Genomic DNA, 17,826 nt, shown 5'->3' on the forward strand with positions numbered 1-17,826 from the left:
CGGCTATGCGCTGCCTCGGCCGAATGCCCCGCTTTCTTCAAAATGGCGAGGCAATCCTTCCCCTGAAACCATGTTATGCGGGCCTGGTGCCATGTTCGATCCGGGTGATCGCCGCGCACAGTTCATCGGCACCACGCCGATCCGCGTTAAATGGAATAACCGAGGTATAAACCGCGCCATTGCGTTCGAATTGATAGCGGATTTCAAGGAAAGCCGTCTCGACGATCCGGGTAACCGACTTTGAACGCCCGCCGAACGTATAGCCCCCGAACACACCACTGCTGGATGCACCCCCGAGGGTGAACCGGCCGCCGTGCTTTGTGTTGGTGATCTGCGTCGCTTCGCGCTCGACGCTGACGTTGACGATCTGCCCTTCGCCGAGCCAGAGATGGGTGTAATCGGTCGACTTGTCGACGATCACGACATGCCCGTCCTGCGTGATCGCCAGCGCCCCCGGAGCACCCGCCCACCATGAGCGCCACAGGTTGGTCGGCAGCGGCAGGGCCTGCACCTGACTCGCCAGCGTGGTTGCGATCCGCTTGTACCGGATGTTCTGCATCGGGGCGATCACCAGCGAATTGACGATCTTGATCGCGAACCCTGCGAGCACGAACATGATGACCCCGCTCAGGATCGCCGATCCGATTGCCCCATGCAACAAGGCACTGACGACCGGAATCCCGACCAGCACGGCAAGGATCACGAGCGGAGTGAATTGCGCGATCTTTTCCATGTGATCGACGGTCGTGCGGATATCGTCATTGGGCGGCAAGATGGCTTCGACTGGCCCGTTTGGCGTATTGCTGATCGCGTTCATTACGGCCCCTTGCTCTGTACCTACGAATAGGAAGCGTAACCTATTGACCGACAAAGAAAAGCAAATTGCCGTAACGATCTTGCGCCAATGTGCATCGCAACATTTTTAAATCACGATGACGTTGCGGTTCGGCGAATTGTCTCGAAAGTGAGCAGGCACCTGTGACGATCGCGCTCCACGCCGTCACGACGTGGAACGCTTACCACTTCGGCCTGCAACGACATCATGCTGCCCTGTGCCTCGGGAAAGGCACCGCGCCCGCATCGCCGCACCGACGGCCTCAAACAGTTACCTGTTCGCCCAGTTCGAGCACCTTGCCCGGCGGGATGCGCAGGAAGTCGGTCGGGTCGCTGGCGTTGCGCTGCAGGAACATGAAGATCCGGTCCTGCCACATCGGCATCCCCTGGTCGGCGGCGGGCTTGATCGTGTTGCGCCCGATGAAATAGCTTGTCTTGGCGGGGTTGAGCGCCTTTTTGTGCGACTGCGCCTCCAGCCCGAGATCGCGCGGCACGTCGGGCGATTCCATGAAGCCGTACTGCAGCACGACGATCGTGAAATTGTCGTCGACCTGCCGGATCTCGGCACGTTCCTCGGGCGCGACCGATGGGCGGTCGGCGGTGCGGATGCTGACGATCAGGTTCTTCTCGTGGAGCACCTTGTTGTGCTTGAGATTGTGGAGCAGCGCCCCCGGTGCGCTGTCGGGGTTGGCGGTCAGGAACACCGCCATGCCCTCGACCCGCTCGGGCGGGCGCTTGGAGAGGGCTGCGGCGAGGTCGGCGAGCGGAACGCTCTGCCGGGCCTCGAACGCGCGCACGATCCCGCGGCCGCGGTTCCAGGTGTAGATGACGAGGCCAATCCCACTCGCGACAACCAGCGGGACCCAGCCCCCCTCGATCACGCGCAGGATGTTCGCGCCGAAGAAGATCAGGTCGAGCGTCAGGAAGGGCAGGATCACGGCAAAGGCGAGCGGACGCCCCCAGTTCCAGCGATGCCGTATCACGATATAGGCAAGCAGCGTGGTGACGACCATCGTGCCGGTCACCGCGATCCCGTACGCCGCCGCCATCGACGAGGATGTGCGGAACTGAACGACCAGTACGAGCACGCCGAACAGCAACAACCAGTTGATCGAGGGCAGGTAGATCTGCCCAGCCTGTGTCGCCGATGTCTGGCGGATCCGGAGCCGCGGGAGCAGCCCGAGCTGGATCGCCTGCTGGGTCAGCGAATAGGCCCCGGTGATCACCGCCTGGCTTGCGATCACGGTCGCCGCCATCGCGAGGACGATCAGGCCGGGACGGATCGACGCGGGTGCCATCAGGAAGAACCAATCCTGATTGTGGAATGGCTGCCCCGCCGCCTTTGCCGCTTCCAGCGCGTTGAGCGCGAATGCCCCCTGGCCGAGGTAGTTGCAGATCAGGCACGGGAAGACGAGCGCGAACCAGCCGATGCGGATCGGCAACCGCCCGAAATGCCCCATGTCCGCGGTCAAAGCTTCTGCGCCGGTCACAGTCAGGAACACCGCGCCGAGCACGAACAGCCCGGTGACGCCGTGGTTGAGCAGGAACAGCGCACCGTAATGCGGTGACACGACGCGCAGGATCGAAGGCTCGTCTGCGATGTGCCAAAGGCCCAGGCCGCCGAGCACGAGAAACCAGACAAGGCAGACCGGCCCGAACAGCCGAGAGACGCTCGCGGTGCCGCGGCTCTGGATCGCGAACAGCGCGATCAGGATGACGATCGTCATCGACAGGATGACCTGTTCGCTGATGACGGTCTCCATGCCCGGTATCGTCTTCAGCCCCTCGACCGCAGACAGCACCGACAGCGCCGGCGTGATGATCGCATCGCCGTAGAACAGTGATGCGCCGGCCGACCCGAGCACCAGCGCGATCAGCGACCGCCTGCCGAGCGCACGTCGCGCCAGCGCGGTCAGCGCGAGCACGCCGCCTTCGCCCTGATTGTCCATCCGCATCAGGAATACGACGTATTTGATCGTGACGACCAAGATCAGCGACCAGATCGCAAGGCTCAATACGCCGAGGATCTCGCCCGGATCGAGCCCGTCCTTGCCGGTGAGCTCGAGCGCCTCGCGGAATGCGTAGAGCGGGCTAGTGCCGATGTCGCCGAACACGACCCCGATCGCGCCGATCGTCAGCGCAAACAGCGCCGGGTGCGCGGGCGCACCGTGGGGACTTGCGGTAGTGGACGTGGCGGTGGCTACAGACATGATAGGATGGGCGACCTGCCGGGAAGGACGGCGCGCTTTACGCCTGTGATACCAGAGCGCAAGCGGTTTCGTGAACGTTGCATGAAGCCGGTGTTTCAGACATAGACGGCACTATGGTTCCCTTTTCGTTCGCCGGTCACGATTTGCACGCACTCCGTAGCGGCGCGCTGTTCTGGCCGCGCCGATCGGCGCTGCTCGTCGCGGATTTGCATTTCGAGAAGGCCAGCTGGTTCGCGCAGCGTGGGCAGATGCTCCCGCCCTATGATTCGCTCGTCACGCTCGAAGCGCTCGAAGAGGTCGTTGCGGTGACCGGGGCGAGCGAGATCTGGTGTCTCGGCGACAGTTTCCATGACGACGAAGGCTGCGATCGCTTGCCCGCGGAGGCACAGGCGCGGCTCCGCGCGCTGACTGCGGCGACGCGCTGGACGTGGATCACGGGCAACCACGACAGCGGCATGGCGGATCGCTGCGGCGGCGCATTGGTGGACGAAGCGGTGGTCGATGGCCTCGTCCTGCGGCACGAAGCCGATCCGGCGGACCCGCTGCCCGAACTGTCGGGGCATTTCCATCCGAAACTGCGGCTGCGCGTGCGGGGCCAGAACGTCTCGCGGCGATGCTTCATCGCTACGCCCAGCAAGCTGATTTTGCCCGCGTTCGGCGCGCTCACGGGCGGGTTGGACGCGCAACACCCCGAGATCGTGCGCGCGGTGGGGAAGGGTGCCGAGGCGTTGATCCCGGTGCAGGACCGGATGCTGCGGTTTCGCCTGGCGGCGTAAAGTTCTTCGTTCGACCCAAAGCTGCTTCCCCGCGAAGGCCGGGGCCCAGAAGCGAGACGGCAGGAAGCCGGGGGCAGCGTTTCGTTACTTCGGCCATCTCGACTGGGCCCCGGCCTTCGCCGGGGAAGAAGTAGAAGGGCGGTGGGAGCATCCCTCAGTTTGCCAGTTGCAGAACTCCACCCGAAACGCCGCAACCTTGGCGTTGACCCCGGTGCATGCGGTTTCACTTGGCTGCGTGAAGCGCTTCGTTCGACCTCAAGCCGCTTCCCCGGCGAAGGCCGGGGCCCAGTAGCGAAACAGCGGAACGCTGGGGTCAGCGCTTCGTTACTTCGGCCATCTCGACTGGGCCCCGGCCTTCGCCGGGGAAGAAGCAGAGGGGTGGAGGCAATCCTCCCTCAGCTCGCCAGTTGCGGGAACCCCGCGCGGAATGCCGCGACCTTCGGCTTGTCGAACGTCACGATGTACGGGTGGTTCGGATTCCGATCGAAGAAGTTCTGGTGATACGCTTCGGCCGGGAAGAACGCGCCCGTCTCGATTTTCGTCACGATCGGCTTGCCAAACGCACGGGCCTTGCCGAGCTGCGCGATGTAGGCCGCGGCGACCCCGCGCTGGGCAGCATTCTGCGGGAAGATCGCGGAGCGATAGCTGGGGCCACTGTCGGGCGTCTGGCGATTGAGCTGCGTCGGATCGTGCGCGACCGAGAAATAGACGCGGAGCAGCGTGGCGTAACTGACCTTGGCGGGATCATAAACGACGCGAATCGCCTCGGCATGACGCGTGGTTTCGGTCGAGACCTGGTCGTAGGTCGCCGTGTCGCGCGTGCCCCCGGCATAGCCTGCGGTTACCTGGCGGACGCCCTTCACATGCTCGAACACAGCTTCCATGCCCCAGAAGCAGCCCCCCGCGAAGACCGCGGTCTGCGGGCCGGTCGCGCCGGTGACGTCGGCGGTGGCTGCGGGGATGGGGACTGCGCGTTCGGCACGCGCCGCACCGCCACTCAGGACGAATGCTGCCGCGCCGGCCACGGCTGCGGTAAAGAGAATCGGCTTGAGCATTGCAAAGCACCTTTCCGGCTGGGGCAACCCGCGCGTTCCCGGCGTTGCCGCTCGAGATACGCGGTGCCGCGCCAGAAGGATGTCGGGATGCCTCAGTGCCGCTTCAAGCCACGGACGCGGTGCCAGATATAAAAGGCGATCGCCGCGACCACCACCAGCCCGATCACGAGGTCCGCGCTGTGGAACGCCGCCTTGACGCGCGGGTCGCTGTTCCATTTGTCGCCAAGCTTCATGCCGACCCATGCAAGCCCGAAGCACCACGGCCACGAGCCGAGGAAAGTGTACAGATGGAACGGCACCAGCGGCATGCGCGCGACGCCGGCGGGGAAGGCGATGAACGAGCGGATCACCGGAAGCAGGCGTCCGATCAGCACCGCGATGCTCCCGAAGCGCTTGAAGAAGCGGTCCGCCGTGTCGAGTTCGCCCGGCCCGATCAGCACGTAGCGGCCCCAGCGTTCGGCCAGCGGACGTCCGCCGCGCTTGCCGATCTCATAGGCCACGATCGACCCGAGGTTGCAGCCGATCGCACCCGCGGTCGCCGCCCAGTACAGGTTGAACCGCCCGACCGACACGAGATAGCCCGCGAACGGCATGATGATCTCGGACGGAAGCGGGATGCACGCCGATTCGATCGCCATCAACAGCGCGATGCCGACATAACCGCCGCTGGAAATGACCCAGATGGTGAAAGTGGCGAGTGTCGCCAGGATTTTCTCGAACATGGATCGGTGCTTTGCCCTGCGTTCGCGTCAGGGGCCAGTGGAAATGTCCGCGCTTTGGTCATACGGCCTTTGCGGTAGGAAGAGCGATGCTAAAGGCGGCGACATGAACGAGTCCGACAAGCGGATCGCGGCGATGGCGGCGATCGAGGAAGTCCGTGCGGGGATGATCGTCGGACTGGGCACTGGCTCGACCGCGGCCTTTGCGATCACTGCGCTGGGGGAGCGCCGCCTCGACATTCGCGCGGTCGCGACCAGCAAGGCAAGCGAGGCGATGGCGCGTGCCGCCGGGATCCCGCTGATCGATTTTCCCGCGCAGATCGACCTGACGATCGACGGCGCGGACGAGATCGACCCCACGCTTGCAGCCATCAAGGGGGCAGGGGGCGCGATGCTCCGCGAGAAAATCGTTGCGGCGGCAAGCACGCGGATGATCGTGATCGCCGACGGCTCGAAGCGGGTCGATGCGATCGGGAACGCGCCCGTTCCCGTCGAAGTGCTTCCGTTCGGGATCGCGTTCGTGTCCGCCCGGCTTGCCGATCTCGGCGCGCACGTGACCGTCCGAAAGGATTTCGTGACCGATCAAGGTAACGCTATCATCGACTGCGTCTTTCCCGCTACGATCGATCATATGCGCTTGTCCCAGAACATCGCCGCCATCCCGGGAGCCCTTGGCCACGGCCTGTTCCTGACCGAAGTGTCCGCAGCGTATATTGCGGACCGCGGCGTCGTTACGCGGCTGGAACGTCGCGTCGCATCGGATTAAAGCGCACTCATTCCGCAACCCGACCTGTCCGCAAGCGTTCAGGGCGCAAACAAAAGGCGAATATTTTCATGGCCGATACCCAGACCAAGACCGCCGACGCCGGCGTCCACGAGGACGGCAGCGCGGACCGGCTTGCGATCGATACGATCCGTACGCTCTCGATGGACGCTGTCCAGGCCGCCAATTCCGGGCACCCCGGCACGCCGATGGCGCTTGCGCCGGTCGGGCAGACGCTATGGACCAAGTTCCTGCGCTATGACCCGACCACGCCCGATTGGCCCAACCGTGACCGTTTCGTCCTGTCGGTCGGCCATGCGTCGATGCTTTTGTATTCGCTGATCCATCTGGCCGGGATCGAGGAAATCGGTGCCGATGGCGAGAAGTCGGGCAAGCCCGCACTCAGCCTCGAGGATCTCAAGCAGTTCCGCCAGCTTGATTCGAAGACGCCGGGCCACCCCGAATATCGTCACACCACGGGTGTCGAGACCACGACCGGTCCGCTCGGCCAGGGTTGCGGCAACTCGGTCGGCATGGCGATCGCCGAGCGTTGGCTCGCGGCGCGGTTCAACCAGCCGGGCTTCACGCTGTTCGACCATGACGTCTATTCGCTCTGCGGCGACGGCGACATGATGGAAGGCGTCACCGCAGAGGCCGCATCGGTCGCCGGGCATCTCAAGCTCTCCAACCTGTGCTGGATCTACGACAGCAACCACATCTCGATCGAGGGCAACACCGCGCTCGCGTTCGACGAGGACGTCGGCGCGCGCTTCGTGGCGTACGGCTGGAACGTCATCCACGTCGACGACGCCAATGACGTCGGCGCGCTCAGCGCTGCGTTCGAAGCGTTCAAGGCGACCACCGACAAGCCGACCTTCATCGTCGTCCATTCGGTGATCGGTTATGGCAGCCCCAAGGCGGGCAGCGAGAAGGCACATGGCGAGCCGCTCGGCGCTGACAACATTCGCCTGACCAAACAGGCCTATGGCTGGCCCGAGGACGAGCAGTTCCTCGTCCCCGAAGGCGTTGCCGAACGCTTCAAGGCATCGATGCTTGACCGGGCTGCACCGCTGCGCGCCGAATGGGAAGCCAAGGTCGTCGAATATCGCAAGGCTCACCCAGACCTTGCTAATCAGCTCGATTCGATGCTGTCGGACAGCCTGCCGGACGGCTGGGACGCCGACATCCCGGTGTTCGAGGCGGATGCCAAGGGCGTCGCCTCGCGGGATTCGTCGGGCAAGGTGCTTAACGCAATCGCGCCCAAGCTGCCGTGGCTGCTTGGCGGGTCCGCCGATCTGGCGCCGTCGACCAAGACCGACATCAAGGGTGCGCCCTCGTTCGAGGCGGACAATTACGGCGGGACCAACTTCCACTTCGGCGTGCGCGAGCACGGCATGGGCGCGATCGTCAACGGCATGACGTTGTCGCACCTGCGCGGCTATGGCTCCACCTTCCTGGTGTTCTGCGATTACATGCGCGCACCGATCCGCCTGTCGGCGATCATGGAAGTCGGGTCGGTCTGGGTGTTCACGCATGACTCGATCGGCGTCGGCGAGGACGGCCCGACTCACCAGCCGATCGAGCATCTTGCAACGCTGCGGGCGATCCCGGGGCTCGATACGATCCGTCCGGGCGACGCGAACGAAGTCGCCGCCGCATGGCGTGCGATCGTCGAGGACGCCAGCCACCCGACCGCTATGGTCCTGTCGCGCCAGGCGTTGCCGACGCTCGACCGCACCAAATATGCAAGCGCGGATGGCCTCAAGAAGGGTGCCTATATCCTCGACGGCGCGGACGAACCGGAAGTGATCCTGATCGCTACCGGCTCGGAAGTGTCGCTTGCTGTCGCAGCGCATGAGAAGCTCAAGGAAAATGGCGTCGCGTCGCGCGTCGTGTCGATGCCGAGCTGGCATCGCTATGAGCTGCAGGACGCCGAGTACAAGGAGTCGGTGCTTCCCAAGGCGGTCAAGGCGCGCATCGCGATCGAGATGGCGGGCGAGATCGGCTGGGATCGCTATGTCGGGCTCGACGGCAAGACGGTCACCATGTCGACCTTCGGTGCGTCTGCGCCGATCACCAAGCTTCAAGACAAATACGGCTTCACGGTCGACAATATCGTGAAGATCGCCAACGAACTGCGGGAGAAGAACTGATGGGCAAGCTCAACGATCTGGCCGCACTCGGCCAAGGCGTCTGGCTCGATTTCGTCGAGAAGAAGTTTCTCGCCGAGGGTAGCCTCCAGAAGATGGTTGACGAGGACGCGCTGACCGGCGTGACCTCCAACCCGTCGATTTTCGAAAAGGCGATGGGGCATGGCGACGCGTATGACGCCGAGCTCGCCGCCTATGACAAGACCAACCCCGACGCGCCGACGATCGACCGCTACGAGCATCTCGCGATCCTCGATATCCAGGCAGCGGCGGACACGCTGCGCCCGGTCTATGACCGGCTCGATTCGAAGGACGGCTATGTCAGCCTCGAGGTCTCGCCCTACCTGGCGAACGACACCGATGCGACGATCGCCGAGGCGCAGAAGCTGTGGAAGGCAGTCAACCGGCCCAACGTGATGATCAAGATCCCGGGCACGCCGGCTGGCGTCCCCGCGATCGCGGCGACGATCGACGCCGGGATCAACGTCAACGTGACGCTGCTCTTTTCGCAAAACGCGTATCAGGCGGTGGCGGAAGCCTATGTCGAGGGTCTTGAGAAGCGCGCTGCGCGCGGCGAGCCGATCGACCGGATTGCCAGCGTTGCGAGCTTCTTCGTCAGCCGGATCGATTCAAAGATCGACGACAAGATCGACGCCGGAGTCGGGGGCGATGAGGCCAAGCCGCTCAAGGGCAAGGTCGCGATCGCCAACGCCAAGCTCGCCTATGCCTGGTACGAAGAGTTCATCGCTTCGGCACGCTGGCAGGCGCTTGCCGCCAAGGGCGCGCAGGTCCAGCGGCTGTTGTGGGCATCGACGGGGACCAAGAACCCTGACTATCCCGACACGCTGTATCTCGACACGCTGATCGGCAAGGATACCGTCAACACGATCCCGCCCAAGACGCTCGACGCTTACCGCGAGCGTGGCACGGCGACCGAAACACTGACGCAGGACGTGGAAGGTGCACGGCATATCCTGTCGGAAGCGGAACGGCTTGGGCTCGATCTCGACGGTGTCACCAGTGAACTGGTCGAAGAAGGCGTCGCGTCATTCTCGAAAGCGTTCGACGATCTGCTCGGGTCGATCGCGGCCAAACATCCGGTTGCAGCCTAAAACGCCTTTGGGCGTTTCATCGTCCGTCCTGGTGTCATGCCGGGGCGGACGTCTTTTTATCTGACCCCCCAGGAGCGCGCGCGTCATGAAAATCGGTATGATCGGCCTTGGCCGAATGGGCGGCAACATCGCACGACGGATCATGCGCGCGGGGCACCAGTCGGTGGTGTTCGATCGCGACGAAGCCGCCGTCCAGAAGTTGGTCGGTGACGGCGCGGAAGGCGCGACCTCGCTCGAGGACATGAAAGCCAAGCTCGATACCCCGGCGATCTATTGGGTCATGCTGCCCGCGGGCGGCCCGACCGAGCAGACGATCGAGACAATTTCCGGCTTCGCACAGCCGGGTGACATCATCATCGACGGCGGCAACAGCTTCTACAAGGACGACATTCGTCGTGCCAAGGCGCTTGCGGAGAAGGGCATCCGCTACATCGATGTCGGCACGTCGGGCGGCGTCTGGGGGCTCGAGCGCGGCTATTGCATGATGATCGGCGGCGACAAGGAAGCGGTCGACCATATCGACCCGATCCTGGCGGCGCTCGCACCCGGCATGGGGACGATCCCGCGCACGCCCGAGCGCGATATCGCAGCAGCCGATCCGCGTGCCGAGCAGGGCTATATTCATGCCGGGCCGGCGGGTGCCGGTCATTTCGTCAAGATGGTGCACAACGGCATCGAATACGGGCTGATGCAGGCCTATGCCGAGGGCTTCGACGTGTTGAAGGGCAAGTCGTCCGAGAAACTGCCCGAGGACGAACGCTTCGACCTCAACCTGACCGATATCGCGGAAGTATGGCGGCGTGGGTCGGTGATCTCGTCGTGGTTGCTCGATCTGTCGGCATCGGCATTGGCCAAGGACCAGATGCTCGACGACTTCTCGGGCCAGGTGGCGGATTCGGGCGAGGGCCATTGGACGGTCCAGGCCGCGATGGAAGAAGCGGTGCCGGTCAACGTCCTCTCGGCGGCATTGTTCGCGCGCTATCGTAGCCGGGTCGATCATACGTTCGGGGACAAGTTGCTGTCCGCGATGCGCTATGGCTTCGGCGGTCACGTCGAGATGCCGCAGTGAGCGGTATGTCGGACATCCGCTTGGTCGTCTCGGACGTCGACGGCACGCTTGTTGACAGCAGCAAGCAGGTCACGCTCGGCGTGCGCGCGGCGGTTGCCCGCCTGCGCGACGCCGGGATCGGGTTCAGCATCATCAGCGCGCGTCCGCGCTCGGGCATGATGCCGATCGCCGATGCGCTGGAAATCGACTCGCCGATGGGCGCGTTCAACGGCGGTACCGTCTTCACGCGGGACGGGACCGTCTCGCACGCGGACCGGATCGAGCGTGCCGTGCTTGAAGGCGTGTTCGCCGCTGCCGAGGGAACTGCCGTCGATACGTGGGTGTTCGCGGACGATCTCTGGTACGCCAGCACCGATGTCGGCGGTCATGTCGACAGCGAGAAGCGTGCGTCGAACCAGAATCCCGTCGTGACGCAGAATTTCACGGACCTGTTCGATCGCGTCGACAAGGTCACGTTCGTCAGTGACGATCCCGATCTGCTGATCGACCTGCGCAAGCGAATGCACGGCTTCGACGATCGCGCCACAATCGCGCAGTCGCAAACCTATTACCTCGACGTGACGCCGGTCAGCGGGAACAAGGGCGCTGGCCTCACCGCTTTGTCAAAGGCGATGGACGTGCCGCTCGAGCAGATTGCCGTACTCGGCGATCAGGCGAATGATCTGCCGATGTTCGCGCGTGCCGCTGTGTCATATGCGATGGGGCAGGGGCCGGAAGCGGTCCGCGCCGAAGCAACGCATGTCGTCGCGAGCAATGACGACGATGGCGTGGCGGAAGCGATCGATGCGATTCTGGCGGGGCGCTGATCCCGCAAAGATAGGTCGCACCGCGTAACGATTGTTCATCGCTCGTTTCACCCAAAGCTGGCAACAGGGCCCCGGACGGGCTCGTTTGCCCGACTCTCTGGGAGAAGACGATGCGTTCGACGATGATGCTGCTGATGCCTGCGGTCCTGGCGGCGGCGACCCCCGCGATGGCACAGACCACGCCGACGATCCTGCCCGACGGCGCGCTGCTCGACGTATCCGCCGAAGGCCGGACGGCGCGGGTACCGGACGTTGCGACGATCCGCGCAGGCGTCGTGACGCAGGGGCAGACTGCGGCTGCGGCCCTGTCGGAAAATGCGACGCGGATGGCGCGGGTGCTCGCTGCGCTCAAGCAGGCCGGGGTGGCCGCACGCGATATCCGCACCGCCAGCGTCGCGCTCAATCCGCAATATCGCTATACCGAAGGCCAGCCCCCTGCGGTCACCGGCTATCAGGCGAGCAACAGCGTCTCGATCCGTTTCCGTGATGTCGCCAAGTCGGGTGCGATCCTCGACGCGCTGGTCGCGCAGGGCGCGAACCAGATCGATGGCCCAACGCTGTCGCTCGACAAGCCCGACGCCGCGCTGGACGAAGCCCGCACCGACGCGGTGAAGATCGCCCGGTCGCGCGCCGAGCTCTACGCCAAGGCTGCCGGCATGAGCGTCGTCCGGATCGTCACGATCAGCGAGAATGGCACCAACGACGGGTCCAACCCGCAACCCCCGGTCTTCGCGATGGCGCGCGCTATGAAGGCGAGCGATTCGACGCCGATCGCGGCGGGCGAAACGCAGGTCAGCGTCACCGTTACCGTGCGCTTCCTGCTCAAATAGCCGACGCCTATACGCCGGACATGAAAAGGGCCGCTGGGTTTCCCCAGCGGCCCGATCATCCGGTTGGACCGAATTCTTAGCGAACCGTACCGCGACGGATCAGATTCACGATCGCGAGCAGGATAACTGCGCCGATCAGCGAATAGATGAACGTGTTGATCGTGATGGCCTGGTTGATCCCTGCCCCGAACAGGAACGACGCGATCACCGAACCAATGATGCCGACGATGACGTTGAGGAGAATCCCCTGCTGGCCATCGGTACGCATGATCATGCTGGCAAGCCAACCGCACACGCCACCGACGACGAGCCAAACAATAAGTCCAACCATTTTACCCTCCGTTGCCCGGTTATGTCCGGGATGACGGAGACAAGACTCTCAAACCGTGATTTTTGTTCCGGCTCCGGATCGAGTAAACCCCGATCGGTTCGGAAAATCAGTATTTTTGCTGACGCTCGTACAGCGACTTATAGTGCTGGATCCGGGTTACGCGGAGCCCCGGCATCCCCGAACGGTCGATCGCGCGCTGCCAGCTGGCGAACTCCTCGACCGTCAGGCCGTAGCGTTCGCAGACCTCGTCGACCGACAGCAGACCGCCGTTGACCGCCGCCACGACTTCCGCCTTCCGCCGCACGACCCAGCGCGTCGTCTCGGGTGGCGGAAGCGAGTCGAGCGTCAAGGGCTCTCCGAGCGGACCGATCACTCTTGCTGGGCGGATCTTCTGGTTCTCGATCATTCTTACAAGACCTTGTCTCGGGGCGGGGGCCCCTCTGCAGCTTATTCGTTACGGTCATAACCGTCGGACTTGAACGCTGGCTAAAGCGTCTCGGTAAACGTCGCGTTCACGCTTTCCTCCAGTCACCGGAAAACTCGACCATTTCCCAGACGGCGACGTTGAACGCACCGTGCGTCGGGGTGAATGGATCACTCGCGTGGATGCGGGGAAGCCGCGCTTGCGCCAGCGCGGTCGGACTCGCCGCCTGCCGGGCCGCCACCCCAACCATCAGCACGGCAAGATCGGGCGACAGCGCCACCACATGCACGTCTGTTTCAAATCGGGAAAAGCTTAGGTCCACACATACATCCACAGGGCGAGCCGGGACGCTGTAGGGCACAGGTTCTAAAGGGGGCGTAAAGCCCGCAAGCTTTTCCGGTGGTTTTGCATGTTGCTTCCGAAGCGCCTATCTCTCGACGCATCATGACAGACGCAGAATTTCAGTTGGGTCCCGACGGCGTGGGCAAGCGCATCGTCGTCGCGATGTCGGGCGGCGTGGACAGCTCGGTGGTCGCCGCGCTGGCGGTGCGGACGGGTGCGGAAGTGATCGGGATAACGCTGCAGCTCTACGACCACGGCGAGGCGGTGGGACGTGCCGGATCGTGTTGCGCGGGGCGCGATATCCGCGACGCGCGCGCAGTGTGCGACCGCTTGGGGATCGCGCATTACGTCTTCGATCACGAGACGCGCTTTCGCGATCAGGTGATCGATCGGTTTGCCGACGACTATCTCGCGGGGCGAACGCCGATCCCGTGCATCCAGTGCAACATGGGGCCCAAGTTCACCGACCTCCTCGCGGCCGCGCGTGATCTCAGTGCGGATTGTCTCGCGACCGGGCACTATGTCCGACGTGTCGAGGGGGACGCTGGAGCGGAACTTCACCGGGCGTTCGATCCGGCGCGTGACCAGAGCTACTTCCTGTTCGCGACCACGCAGACCCAGCTCGACTACCTCCGCTTCCCGCTCGGCGGCCTGCCCAAGCCGCGCGTGCGCGAGATTGCCGCCGAACTGGGGCTCGGCGTGGCGGGCAAGCCCGACAGCCAGGACATCTGCTTCGTCCCCGATGGCAATTATGCCGGACTGGTCAAGAAGCTGCGCCCGGAGGCCGATACCGCGGGTGAGATCGTCGACGCCGAGGGCCGCGTGCTCGGGCGGCACAAGGGGCTGATCCACTTCACCGTCGGCCAGCGCCGCGGGCTGGAGATCGGCGGCACGCCTGAGCCGCTCTACGTCATCCGCCTGGAGGCGGAAACACGGCGCGTCGTCGTCGGCCCGCGTGCGGCGCTGGCGGTGCGCGCGGCGCGGCTGAGCGGGATCAACTGGCTGGGTGGGGACTATGACGGTCCGTTGACCGCCAAGGTCCGCTCGCTTGCAAAGCCAGTGCCCGCGCGCCGCGATGGCGACTGGGTCGTGTTCGACGCGCCCGAATATGGCGTCGCGCCGGGGCAGGCGACCGTACTGTACGGCGGCGACCGTGTGATCGGCGGCGGCTGGATCGAGGAAACCGAAAGCGCGCTGCTCACCGCCGCCGCCTGAATCGCGGAACCACGGCGATCGCGCGGTCAGCCGTCAAAACCCTCCGCGACGCGTCGTGCAATCCTTGCTGACGCATGGCCGTCGCCGAACGGATTATGCGCGCGGGCCATGGCCCGATACGCTTGGTGGTCGTCGAGGAGGCGGGAGGTCTCGTAAACGATGCGGTCGGCGTCCGTCCCGATCAGCCGCGCCGTCCCCGCAGTAACGCCTTCCGGCCGCTCGGTCGTCTCGCGCATGACCAGCACCGGCTTGGCGAGCGCAGGCGCTTCTTCCTGCACGCCGCCCGAATCGGTCAGCACCACATGCGCTAGGTCAAGCGCGCGGATGAAGTGCGGGTAATCGAGCGGATCGATCCGCGCGATGTTGGGACGGTTGCCGAGCATCGCGTCCATCACCGCGACGACATTGGGGTTGGGGTGGACCGGGAAGAGGATCGCGGCGTCGTCACGCTCGGCGATCCGGGCAAGCGCGCGCGCGATGTTTTCCATTCCCCCACCGAAATTCTCGCGTCGGTGCGTCGTGACGAGCACGATCCGCCTGGTCGCAAACCGCCCGGCAATTGCGTCCAGCCCGGCGGCGAGCGATGGGTCGGCGGCGAGCCTGGCCCGGGTTGCGTGAAGCGCGTCGATCACGGTGTTGCCCGTCACGTGGATCGTGGCGGGGTCCACATTCTCGCGGCGAAGCGCGGCGGCGGCGGTTTCGGTCGGGGCGTAATGCTGGTCCGCGATGCAGGCAACGATCCGGCGGTTCACTTCCTCGGGCCAGGGATGATGGATATCCCCCGAGCGCAGCCCGGCCTCAACATGCGCGACCGGCACCTGGCGATAATAGGCCGCAAGCGCACCCGCCATCGCGGTGGCGGTATCCCCCTGCACGATCACGCGGTCGGGCTGCTCCGTGCCCATCACATCGCCCAGGCCATCCAGCAGCCGTGCCGTCAGCCGGTTGAGCGACTGGCCCGGCTCCATCAGGTCGAGATCCACGTCGGGTGTCAGCCCCGCGATCGCGAGCACCTGATCGAGCAGTTCCCGGTGCTGCGCGGTGACGCAGGAGCGCACCACCAGCCCGGGGGTCGCCCTGAGAGCTGCGACGACCGGAAACAGCTTGATCGCCTCGGGTCGCGTGCCGAAGACGACCAGGACTTTACGGTCGGGGCGGGGGGGCTGTGCCTCGATCATTCCGACCCCATCCCCCATCGCCTAGCGTTACGCTAACCGCAGCACGGACATCCCGGGTCTTTTGGAAGTATGATCGTGCGAAATCGAAACGCAAGCGCATCGACCAGCAAAAGCTTGCCTGCGCTGTCCTCGCCAAAGCCGACGATACTGCGCAGGGCCTCCAGTGCCGCCAGGCTCCCCATCACGCCGGTCATCGCGCCGATCACGCCCTGTTCGGCACAGGTGTCCCCGGCAGCATCGTGCGCGTCGCCAACAAAGCAGCGATAGCAGGGCTTGTCCGGCTCCCACCCCCGGAACACACCGAGCTGCCCCTCGAACTGTCCGACCGCCGAGGACACCAGCGGGATGCGTAGCGCATGCGCCGCATCCGCAACCGCAAGCCGGGTGGAAAAGCTGTCGGTGCCGTCCAGCACCACGTCCACCGCGGCGAGCAGTGTCGCAGAGTTGGCCGCATCGAGCCGCACCGCCAGCGTCTCGATCGAGACATGCGGCGTAATACGGCGCGCGGCGGTTTCAGCCGCCGCGACCTTGGACGCGCCGACGTCGGCATCGCCGAACAGGGTCTGACGTTGCAGGTTCGACAGGTCGACCGTGTCGTCATCGATGATCACCAGCCGTCCGACCCCGGCGGCGGCGAGATATTGGATCGCCGGGCTCCCGATCCCGCCTGCGCCGACCACCGCGACGCTCGCCTGTTTAAGCCGCAGTTGCCCCGCGCCGCCCACTTCGCGCAGGACGATGTGGCGGGCGTAGCGATCGAGTTCGGCGTCGCCGAGCGTGTTCATCCGCGCCAGTCGAACACGATGGTCGTGCGATACCAGGTGTCGGTCGTCGGCTTGTACTGCGCGATATTGCCACGTGCGAACCCGGTCACGAGACCCGCTGCATATTGCTCGATCGTCGGGCAGGCGATCGCGCGCGGCACGACCTTGCGCACGCTGCCGTCCGCACCGATCAGCGCGGCGACCTCGACCGGCAGGACGTAATGCCCGTCGCCGGGACGTTGCGCGACACACCGTCCCGCGGCGATCTCACCGGCGACGAACGTCGTGACTTGCGGCGTCGCCTGGCGCGGCGCGACATAGGGCAGGGTGGGCAACGCCGACCAGTCGTTGGGCAAGCTTGGCGGTGATGCCGGCACGTCGGCAACCTGCAGGAGAAACGCAGCTATCATCGTCCGGTCGATCCAAAGCCCCCGATACCACGGACGGTATCCGCCAGCCGGTCGACCGTTTCCAGTACCCCGCGCTGAACCGGGGCGGGGACGAGTTGGGCAATCCGGTCGCCGCGCGCGATCTCGAACGGCTCCTGGCCGTGGTTGATCAGGATGACCTTCACCTCGCCGCGGTAATCCGAATCGATCGTGCCCGGCGTATTGAGGCACGTCACGCCATGCTTGAGCGCAAGGCCCGAGCGCGGGCGCACCTGCACTTCGAAGCCGGTCGGGATGGCGATCGCAAAGCCGGTCGCGACCGCGCCGCGCGCGCCCGGCGCCAGCGTCACCGCCTCGGCGGCAACGACGTCCATGCCGGCGGCACCGTCGGTGGCATAAGCGGGCAAGGGCAGTCCCGCACCGTGCGGCAAGGACAGGAACTGAATCGTGATCGGGAATGTCGTCATGGCCGCCCTCTTAACGATGCTTGCGCCGGGCGCGAAGACCGGTCTGTCTTTGCGCGAGTAAAGTCTGCCGCAACGCGGTCAATCGCGGAACCGGGAAGCGGGTTGCGGGTTAGGAACATACACGAAACATAGCGAGACAGTTCATGGCCGAAGAGACGCTCCCCAACCCGAAGCTCGAAGAACATCCCGACTCGAATACCGAGAAGGATCCGGCGGATTGGGTCTCGGGCGGCGATCCCATGACGGGGGCGCAGAAGTCGTATCTGACGACGCTGTGCGAGGAAGCGAAGATGGATCCGCCCAGCGCCGACATGAACAAGGGCGATGCCTCCAAGATGATCGACGAGCTCAAGCAGAAGCTCGGCCACTAAGACTTTCGTCACGCCGCCGCC

Annotated in this window: 20 protein-coding genes; 9 read left to right on the top strand and 11 right to left on the bottom strand. The window is 64.8% G+C overall.

Going from position 1 to position 17,826, the window contains the following annotated elements:
* Positions 1-73 precede the first annotated feature (73 nt).
* Together ABIC17_RS11265 and ABIC17_RS11270 are read right to left on the bottom strand one after the other, a co-directional pair.
* Positions 74-817 carry a hypothetical protein gene (locus ABIC17_RS11265; RefSeq protein ID WP_354281909.1) on the bottom strand — a complete coding sequence of 248 codons (744 nt, stop codon included), beginning with the start codon at positions 815-817 and terminating at the stop codon, positions 74-76.
* A 280-nt stretch (positions 818-1,097) separates the two neighbouring features.
* A complete protein-coding gene (locus ABIC17_RS11270) occupies positions 1,098-3,044 on the bottom strand; it encodes a potassium transporter Kup (protein WP_354281910.1) in 1,947 nt (648 codons plus the stop codon).
* Positions 3,045-3,157: 113 nt separating this feature from the next.
* Here ABIC17_RS11270 and pdeM point away from each other — a divergent pair, with 113 nt between their 5' ends.
* Positions 3,158-3,820, top strand: a complete 663-nt coding sequence (gene pdeM, locus ABIC17_RS11275; protein ID WP_354281911.1) for a ligase-associated DNA damage response endonuclease PdeM — start codon at positions 3,158-3,160, stop codon at positions 3,818-3,820.
* Between the two features lie 395 nt (positions 3,821-4,215).
* On the opposite strand, the gene msrA is transcribed toward pdeM, so the two are convergent.
* Both msrA and ABIC17_RS11285 read right to left on the bottom strand, forming a co-directional pair.
* Positions 4,216-4,875, bottom strand: a complete 660-nt coding sequence (gene msrA, locus ABIC17_RS11280) for a peptide-methionine (S)-S-oxide reductase MsrA (protein ID WP_354281912.1) — start codon at positions 4,873-4,875, stop codon at positions 4,216-4,218.
* Between the two features lie 92 nt (positions 4,876-4,967).
* Positions 4,968-5,597 carry a DedA family protein gene (locus ABIC17_RS11285; RefSeq protein ID WP_354281913.1) on the bottom strand — a complete coding sequence of 210 codons (630 nt, stop codon included), beginning with the start codon at positions 5,595-5,597 and terminating at the stop codon, positions 4,968-4,970.
* A gap of 103 nt (positions 5,598-5,700) precedes the next feature.
* On the opposite strand from ABIC17_RS11285, the gene rpiA reads away from it, so the two are divergent.
* The 6 genes from rpiA (at position 5,701) to ABIC17_RS11315 (ending at position 12,324) form a co-directional block, all read left to right on the top strand.
* Complete coding sequence (rpiA, locus tag ABIC17_RS11290) at positions 5,701-6,360, top strand: ribose-5-phosphate isomerase RpiA (protein WP_354281914.1); 660 nt, start codon at positions 5,701-5,703, stop codon at positions 6,358-6,360.
* A 68-nt stretch (positions 6,361-6,428) separates the two neighbouring features.
* Positions 6,429-8,510, top strand: coding sequence for a transketolase (gene tkt, locus ABIC17_RS11295; protein ID WP_354281915.1), 2,082 nt, complete (start codon positions 6,429-6,431; stop codon positions 8,508-8,510).
* The gene (gene tal, locus ABIC17_RS11300) at positions 8,510-9,619 is read left to right on the top strand and encodes a transaldolase (RefSeq protein ID WP_354281916.1); all 1,110 of its coding nucleotides are present in this window, start codon (positions 8,510-8,512) and stop codon (positions 9,617-9,619) included. The genes tkt and tal overlap by 1 nt, the downstream gene beginning before the upstream one ends.
* Positions 9,620-9,704: 85 nt before the next feature.
* A complete protein-coding gene (gene gnd, locus ABIC17_RS11305) occupies positions 9,705-10,688 on the top strand; it encodes a phosphogluconate dehydrogenase (NAD(+)-dependent, decarboxylating) (protein WP_354281917.1) in 984 nt (327 codons plus the stop codon).
* A gap of 5 nt (positions 10,689-10,693) precedes the next feature.
* Positions 10,694-11,494, top strand: coding sequence for a Cof-type HAD-IIB family hydrolase (locus ABIC17_RS11310; protein ID WP_354282321.1), 801 nt, complete (start codon positions 10,694-10,696; stop codon positions 11,492-11,494).
* A gap of 110 nt (positions 11,495-11,604) precedes the next feature.
* Positions 11,605-12,324 carry an SIMPL domain-containing protein gene (locus ABIC17_RS11315; protein WP_354281918.1) on the top strand — a complete coding sequence of 240 codons (720 nt, stop codon included), beginning with the start codon at positions 11,605-11,607 and terminating at the stop codon, positions 12,322-12,324.
* A 76-nt stretch (positions 12,325-12,400) separates the two neighbouring features.
* On the opposite strand, the gene ABIC17_RS11320 is transcribed toward ABIC17_RS11315, so the two are convergent.
* The 3 genes from ABIC17_RS11320 to ABIC17_RS11330 form a co-directional block, all read right to left on the bottom strand.
* Positions 12,401-12,655, bottom strand: a complete 255-nt coding sequence (locus tag ABIC17_RS11320; RefSeq protein ID WP_354281919.1) for a GlsB/YeaQ/YmgE family stress response membrane protein — start codon at positions 12,653-12,655, stop codon at positions 12,401-12,403.
* A gap of 106 nt (positions 12,656-12,761) precedes the next feature.
* Positions 12,762-13,061, bottom strand: coding sequence for a CtrA inhibitor SciP (gene sciP / locus ABIC17_RS11325; RefSeq protein ID WP_354281920.1), 300 nt, complete (start codon positions 13,059-13,061; stop codon positions 12,762-12,764).
* A 106-nt stretch (positions 13,062-13,167) separates the two neighbouring features.
* Entirely contained in the window at positions 13,168-13,359 is a 192-nt protein-coding gene (locus tag ABIC17_RS11330; RefSeq protein ID WP_354281921.1) for a hypothetical protein, read from the bottom strand.
* Positions 13,360-13,523: 164 nt separating this feature from the next.
* Here ABIC17_RS11330 and mnmA point away from each other — a divergent pair, with 164 nt between their 5' ends.
* Positions 13,524-14,636 (top strand): tRNA 2-thiouridine(34) synthase MnmA, encoded by a 1,113-nt coding sequence (gene mnmA, locus ABIC17_RS11335; RefSeq protein WP_354281922.1) that lies wholly within the window; start codon positions 13,524-13,526, stop codon positions 14,634-14,636.
* Between the two features lie 26 nt (positions 14,637-14,662).
* On the opposite strand, the gene wecB is transcribed toward mnmA, so the two are convergent.
* The 4 genes from wecB to dut are packed head-to-tail and all read right to left on the bottom strand — an operon-like array spanning position 14,663 to position 17,434.
* Positions 14,663-15,814, bottom strand: a complete 1,152-nt coding sequence (gene wecB, locus ABIC17_RS11340) for a non-hydrolyzing UDP-N-acetylglucosamine 2-epimerase (RefSeq protein ID WP_354281923.1) — start codon at positions 15,812-15,814, stop codon at positions 14,663-14,665.
* Between the two features lie 32 nt (positions 15,815-15,846).
* Positions 15,847-16,599 (bottom strand): HesA/MoeB/ThiF family protein, encoded by a 753-nt coding sequence (locus ABIC17_RS11345; protein ID WP_354281924.1) that lies wholly within the window; start codon positions 16,597-16,599, stop codon positions 15,847-15,849.
* Complete coding sequence (locus ABIC17_RS11350; protein WP_354281925.1) at positions 16,596-16,988, bottom strand: hypothetical protein; 393 nt, start codon at positions 16,986-16,988, stop codon at positions 16,596-16,598. Before ABIC17_RS11350 ends, ABIC17_RS11345 begins: the two co-directional genes overlap by 4 nt.
* On the bottom strand, positions 16,985-17,434 hold the full coding sequence (gene dut / locus ABIC17_RS11355) for a dUTP diphosphatase (RefSeq protein WP_354281926.1): 450 nt from the start codon (positions 17,432-17,434) through the stop codon (positions 16,985-16,987). The genes ABIC17_RS11350 and dut overlap by 4 nt, the downstream gene beginning before the upstream one ends.
* A 143-nt stretch (positions 17,435-17,577) precedes the next feature.
* Here dut and ABIC17_RS11360 point away from each other — a divergent pair, with 143 nt between their 5' ends.
* Positions 17,578-17,805, top strand: a complete 228-nt coding sequence (locus ABIC17_RS11360; protein ID WP_354281927.1) for a DUF3072 domain-containing protein — start codon at positions 17,578-17,580, stop codon at positions 17,803-17,805.
* The last annotated feature ends 21 nt before the right edge of the window (positions 17,806-17,826 follow it).

Source organism: Sphingomonas sp. PvP056, from assembly GCF_040549155.1.
GTDB lineage: Bacteria > Pseudomonadota > Alphaproteobacteria > Sphingomonadales > Sphingomonadaceae > Sphingomonas.

What these genes read in the sequence shown, in the direction of transcription:
- ABIC17_RS11265 (WP_354281909.1), bottom strand. Translation starts at nt 817, where the DNA reads ATGAACGCGATCAGCAATACGCCAAACGGGCCAGTCGAAGCCATCTTG.
- ABIC17_RS11270 (WP_354281910.1), bottom strand. Translation starts at nt 3,044, where the DNA reads ATGTCTGTAGCCACCGCCACGTCCACTACCGCAAGTCCCCACGGTGCG.
- pdeM (WP_354281911.1), top strand. Translation starts at nt 3,158, where the DNA reads ATGGTTCCCTTTTCGTTCGCCGGTCACGATTTGCACGCACTCCGTAGC.
- msrA (WP_354281912.1), bottom strand. Translation starts at nt 4,875, where the DNA reads ATGCTCAAGCCGATTCTCTTTACCGCAGCCGTGGCCGGCGCGGCAGCA.
- ABIC17_RS11285 (WP_354281913.1), bottom strand. Translation starts at nt 5,597, where the DNA reads ATGTTCGAGAAAATCCTGGCGACACTCGCCACTTTCACCATCTGGGTC.
- rpiA (WP_354281914.1), top strand. Translation starts at nt 5,701, where the DNA reads ATGAACGAGTCCGACAAGCGGATCGCGGCGATGGCGGCGATCGAGGAA.
- tkt (WP_354281915.1), top strand. Translation starts at nt 6,429, where the DNA reads ATGGCCGATACCCAGACCAAGACCGCCGACGCCGGCGTCCACGAGGAC.
- tal (WP_354281916.1), top strand. Translation starts at nt 8,510, where the DNA reads ATGGGCAAGCTCAACGATCTGGCCGCACTCGGCCAAGGCGTCTGGCTC.
- gnd (WP_354281917.1), top strand. Translation starts at nt 9,705, where the DNA reads ATGAAAATCGGTATGATCGGCCTTGGCCGAATGGGCGGCAACATCGCA.
- ABIC17_RS11310 (WP_354282321.1), top strand. Translation starts at nt 10,694, where the DNA reads ATGTCGGACATCCGCTTGGTCGTCTCGGACGTCGACGGCACGCTTGTT.
- ABIC17_RS11315 (WP_354281918.1), top strand. Translation starts at nt 11,605, where the DNA reads ATGCGTTCGACGATGATGCTGCTGATGCCTGCGGTCCTGGCGGCGGCG.
- ABIC17_RS11320 (WP_354281919.1), bottom strand. Translation starts at nt 12,655, where the DNA reads ATGGTTGGACTTATTGTTTGGCTCGTCGTCGGTGGCGTGTGCGGTTGG.
- sciP (WP_354281920.1), bottom strand. Translation starts at nt 13,061, where the DNA reads ATGATCGAGAACCAGAAGATCCGCCCAGCAAGAGTGATCGGTCCGCTC.
- mnmA (WP_354281922.1), top strand. Translation starts at nt 13,524, where the DNA reads ATGACAGACGCAGAATTTCAGTTGGGTCCCGACGGCGTGGGCAAGCGC.
- wecB (WP_354281923.1), bottom strand. Translation starts at nt 15,814, where the DNA reads ATGATCGAGGCACAGCCCCCCCGCCCCGACCGTAAAGTCCTGGTCGTC.
- ABIC17_RS11345 (WP_354281924.1), bottom strand. Translation starts at nt 16,599, where the DNA reads ATGAACACGCTCGGCGACGCCGAACTCGATCGCTACGCCCGCCACATC.
- ABIC17_RS11350 (WP_354281925.1), bottom strand. Translation starts at nt 16,988, where the DNA reads ATGATAGCTGCGTTTCTCCTGCAGGTTGCCGACGTGCCGGCATCACCG.
- dut (WP_354281926.1), bottom strand. Translation starts at nt 17,434, where the DNA reads ATGACGACATTCCCGATCACGATTCAGTTCCTGTCCTTGCCGCACGGT.
- ABIC17_RS11360 (WP_354281927.1), top strand. Translation starts at nt 17,578, where the DNA reads ATGGCCGAAGAGACGCTCCCCAACCCGAAGCTCGAAGAACATCCCGAC.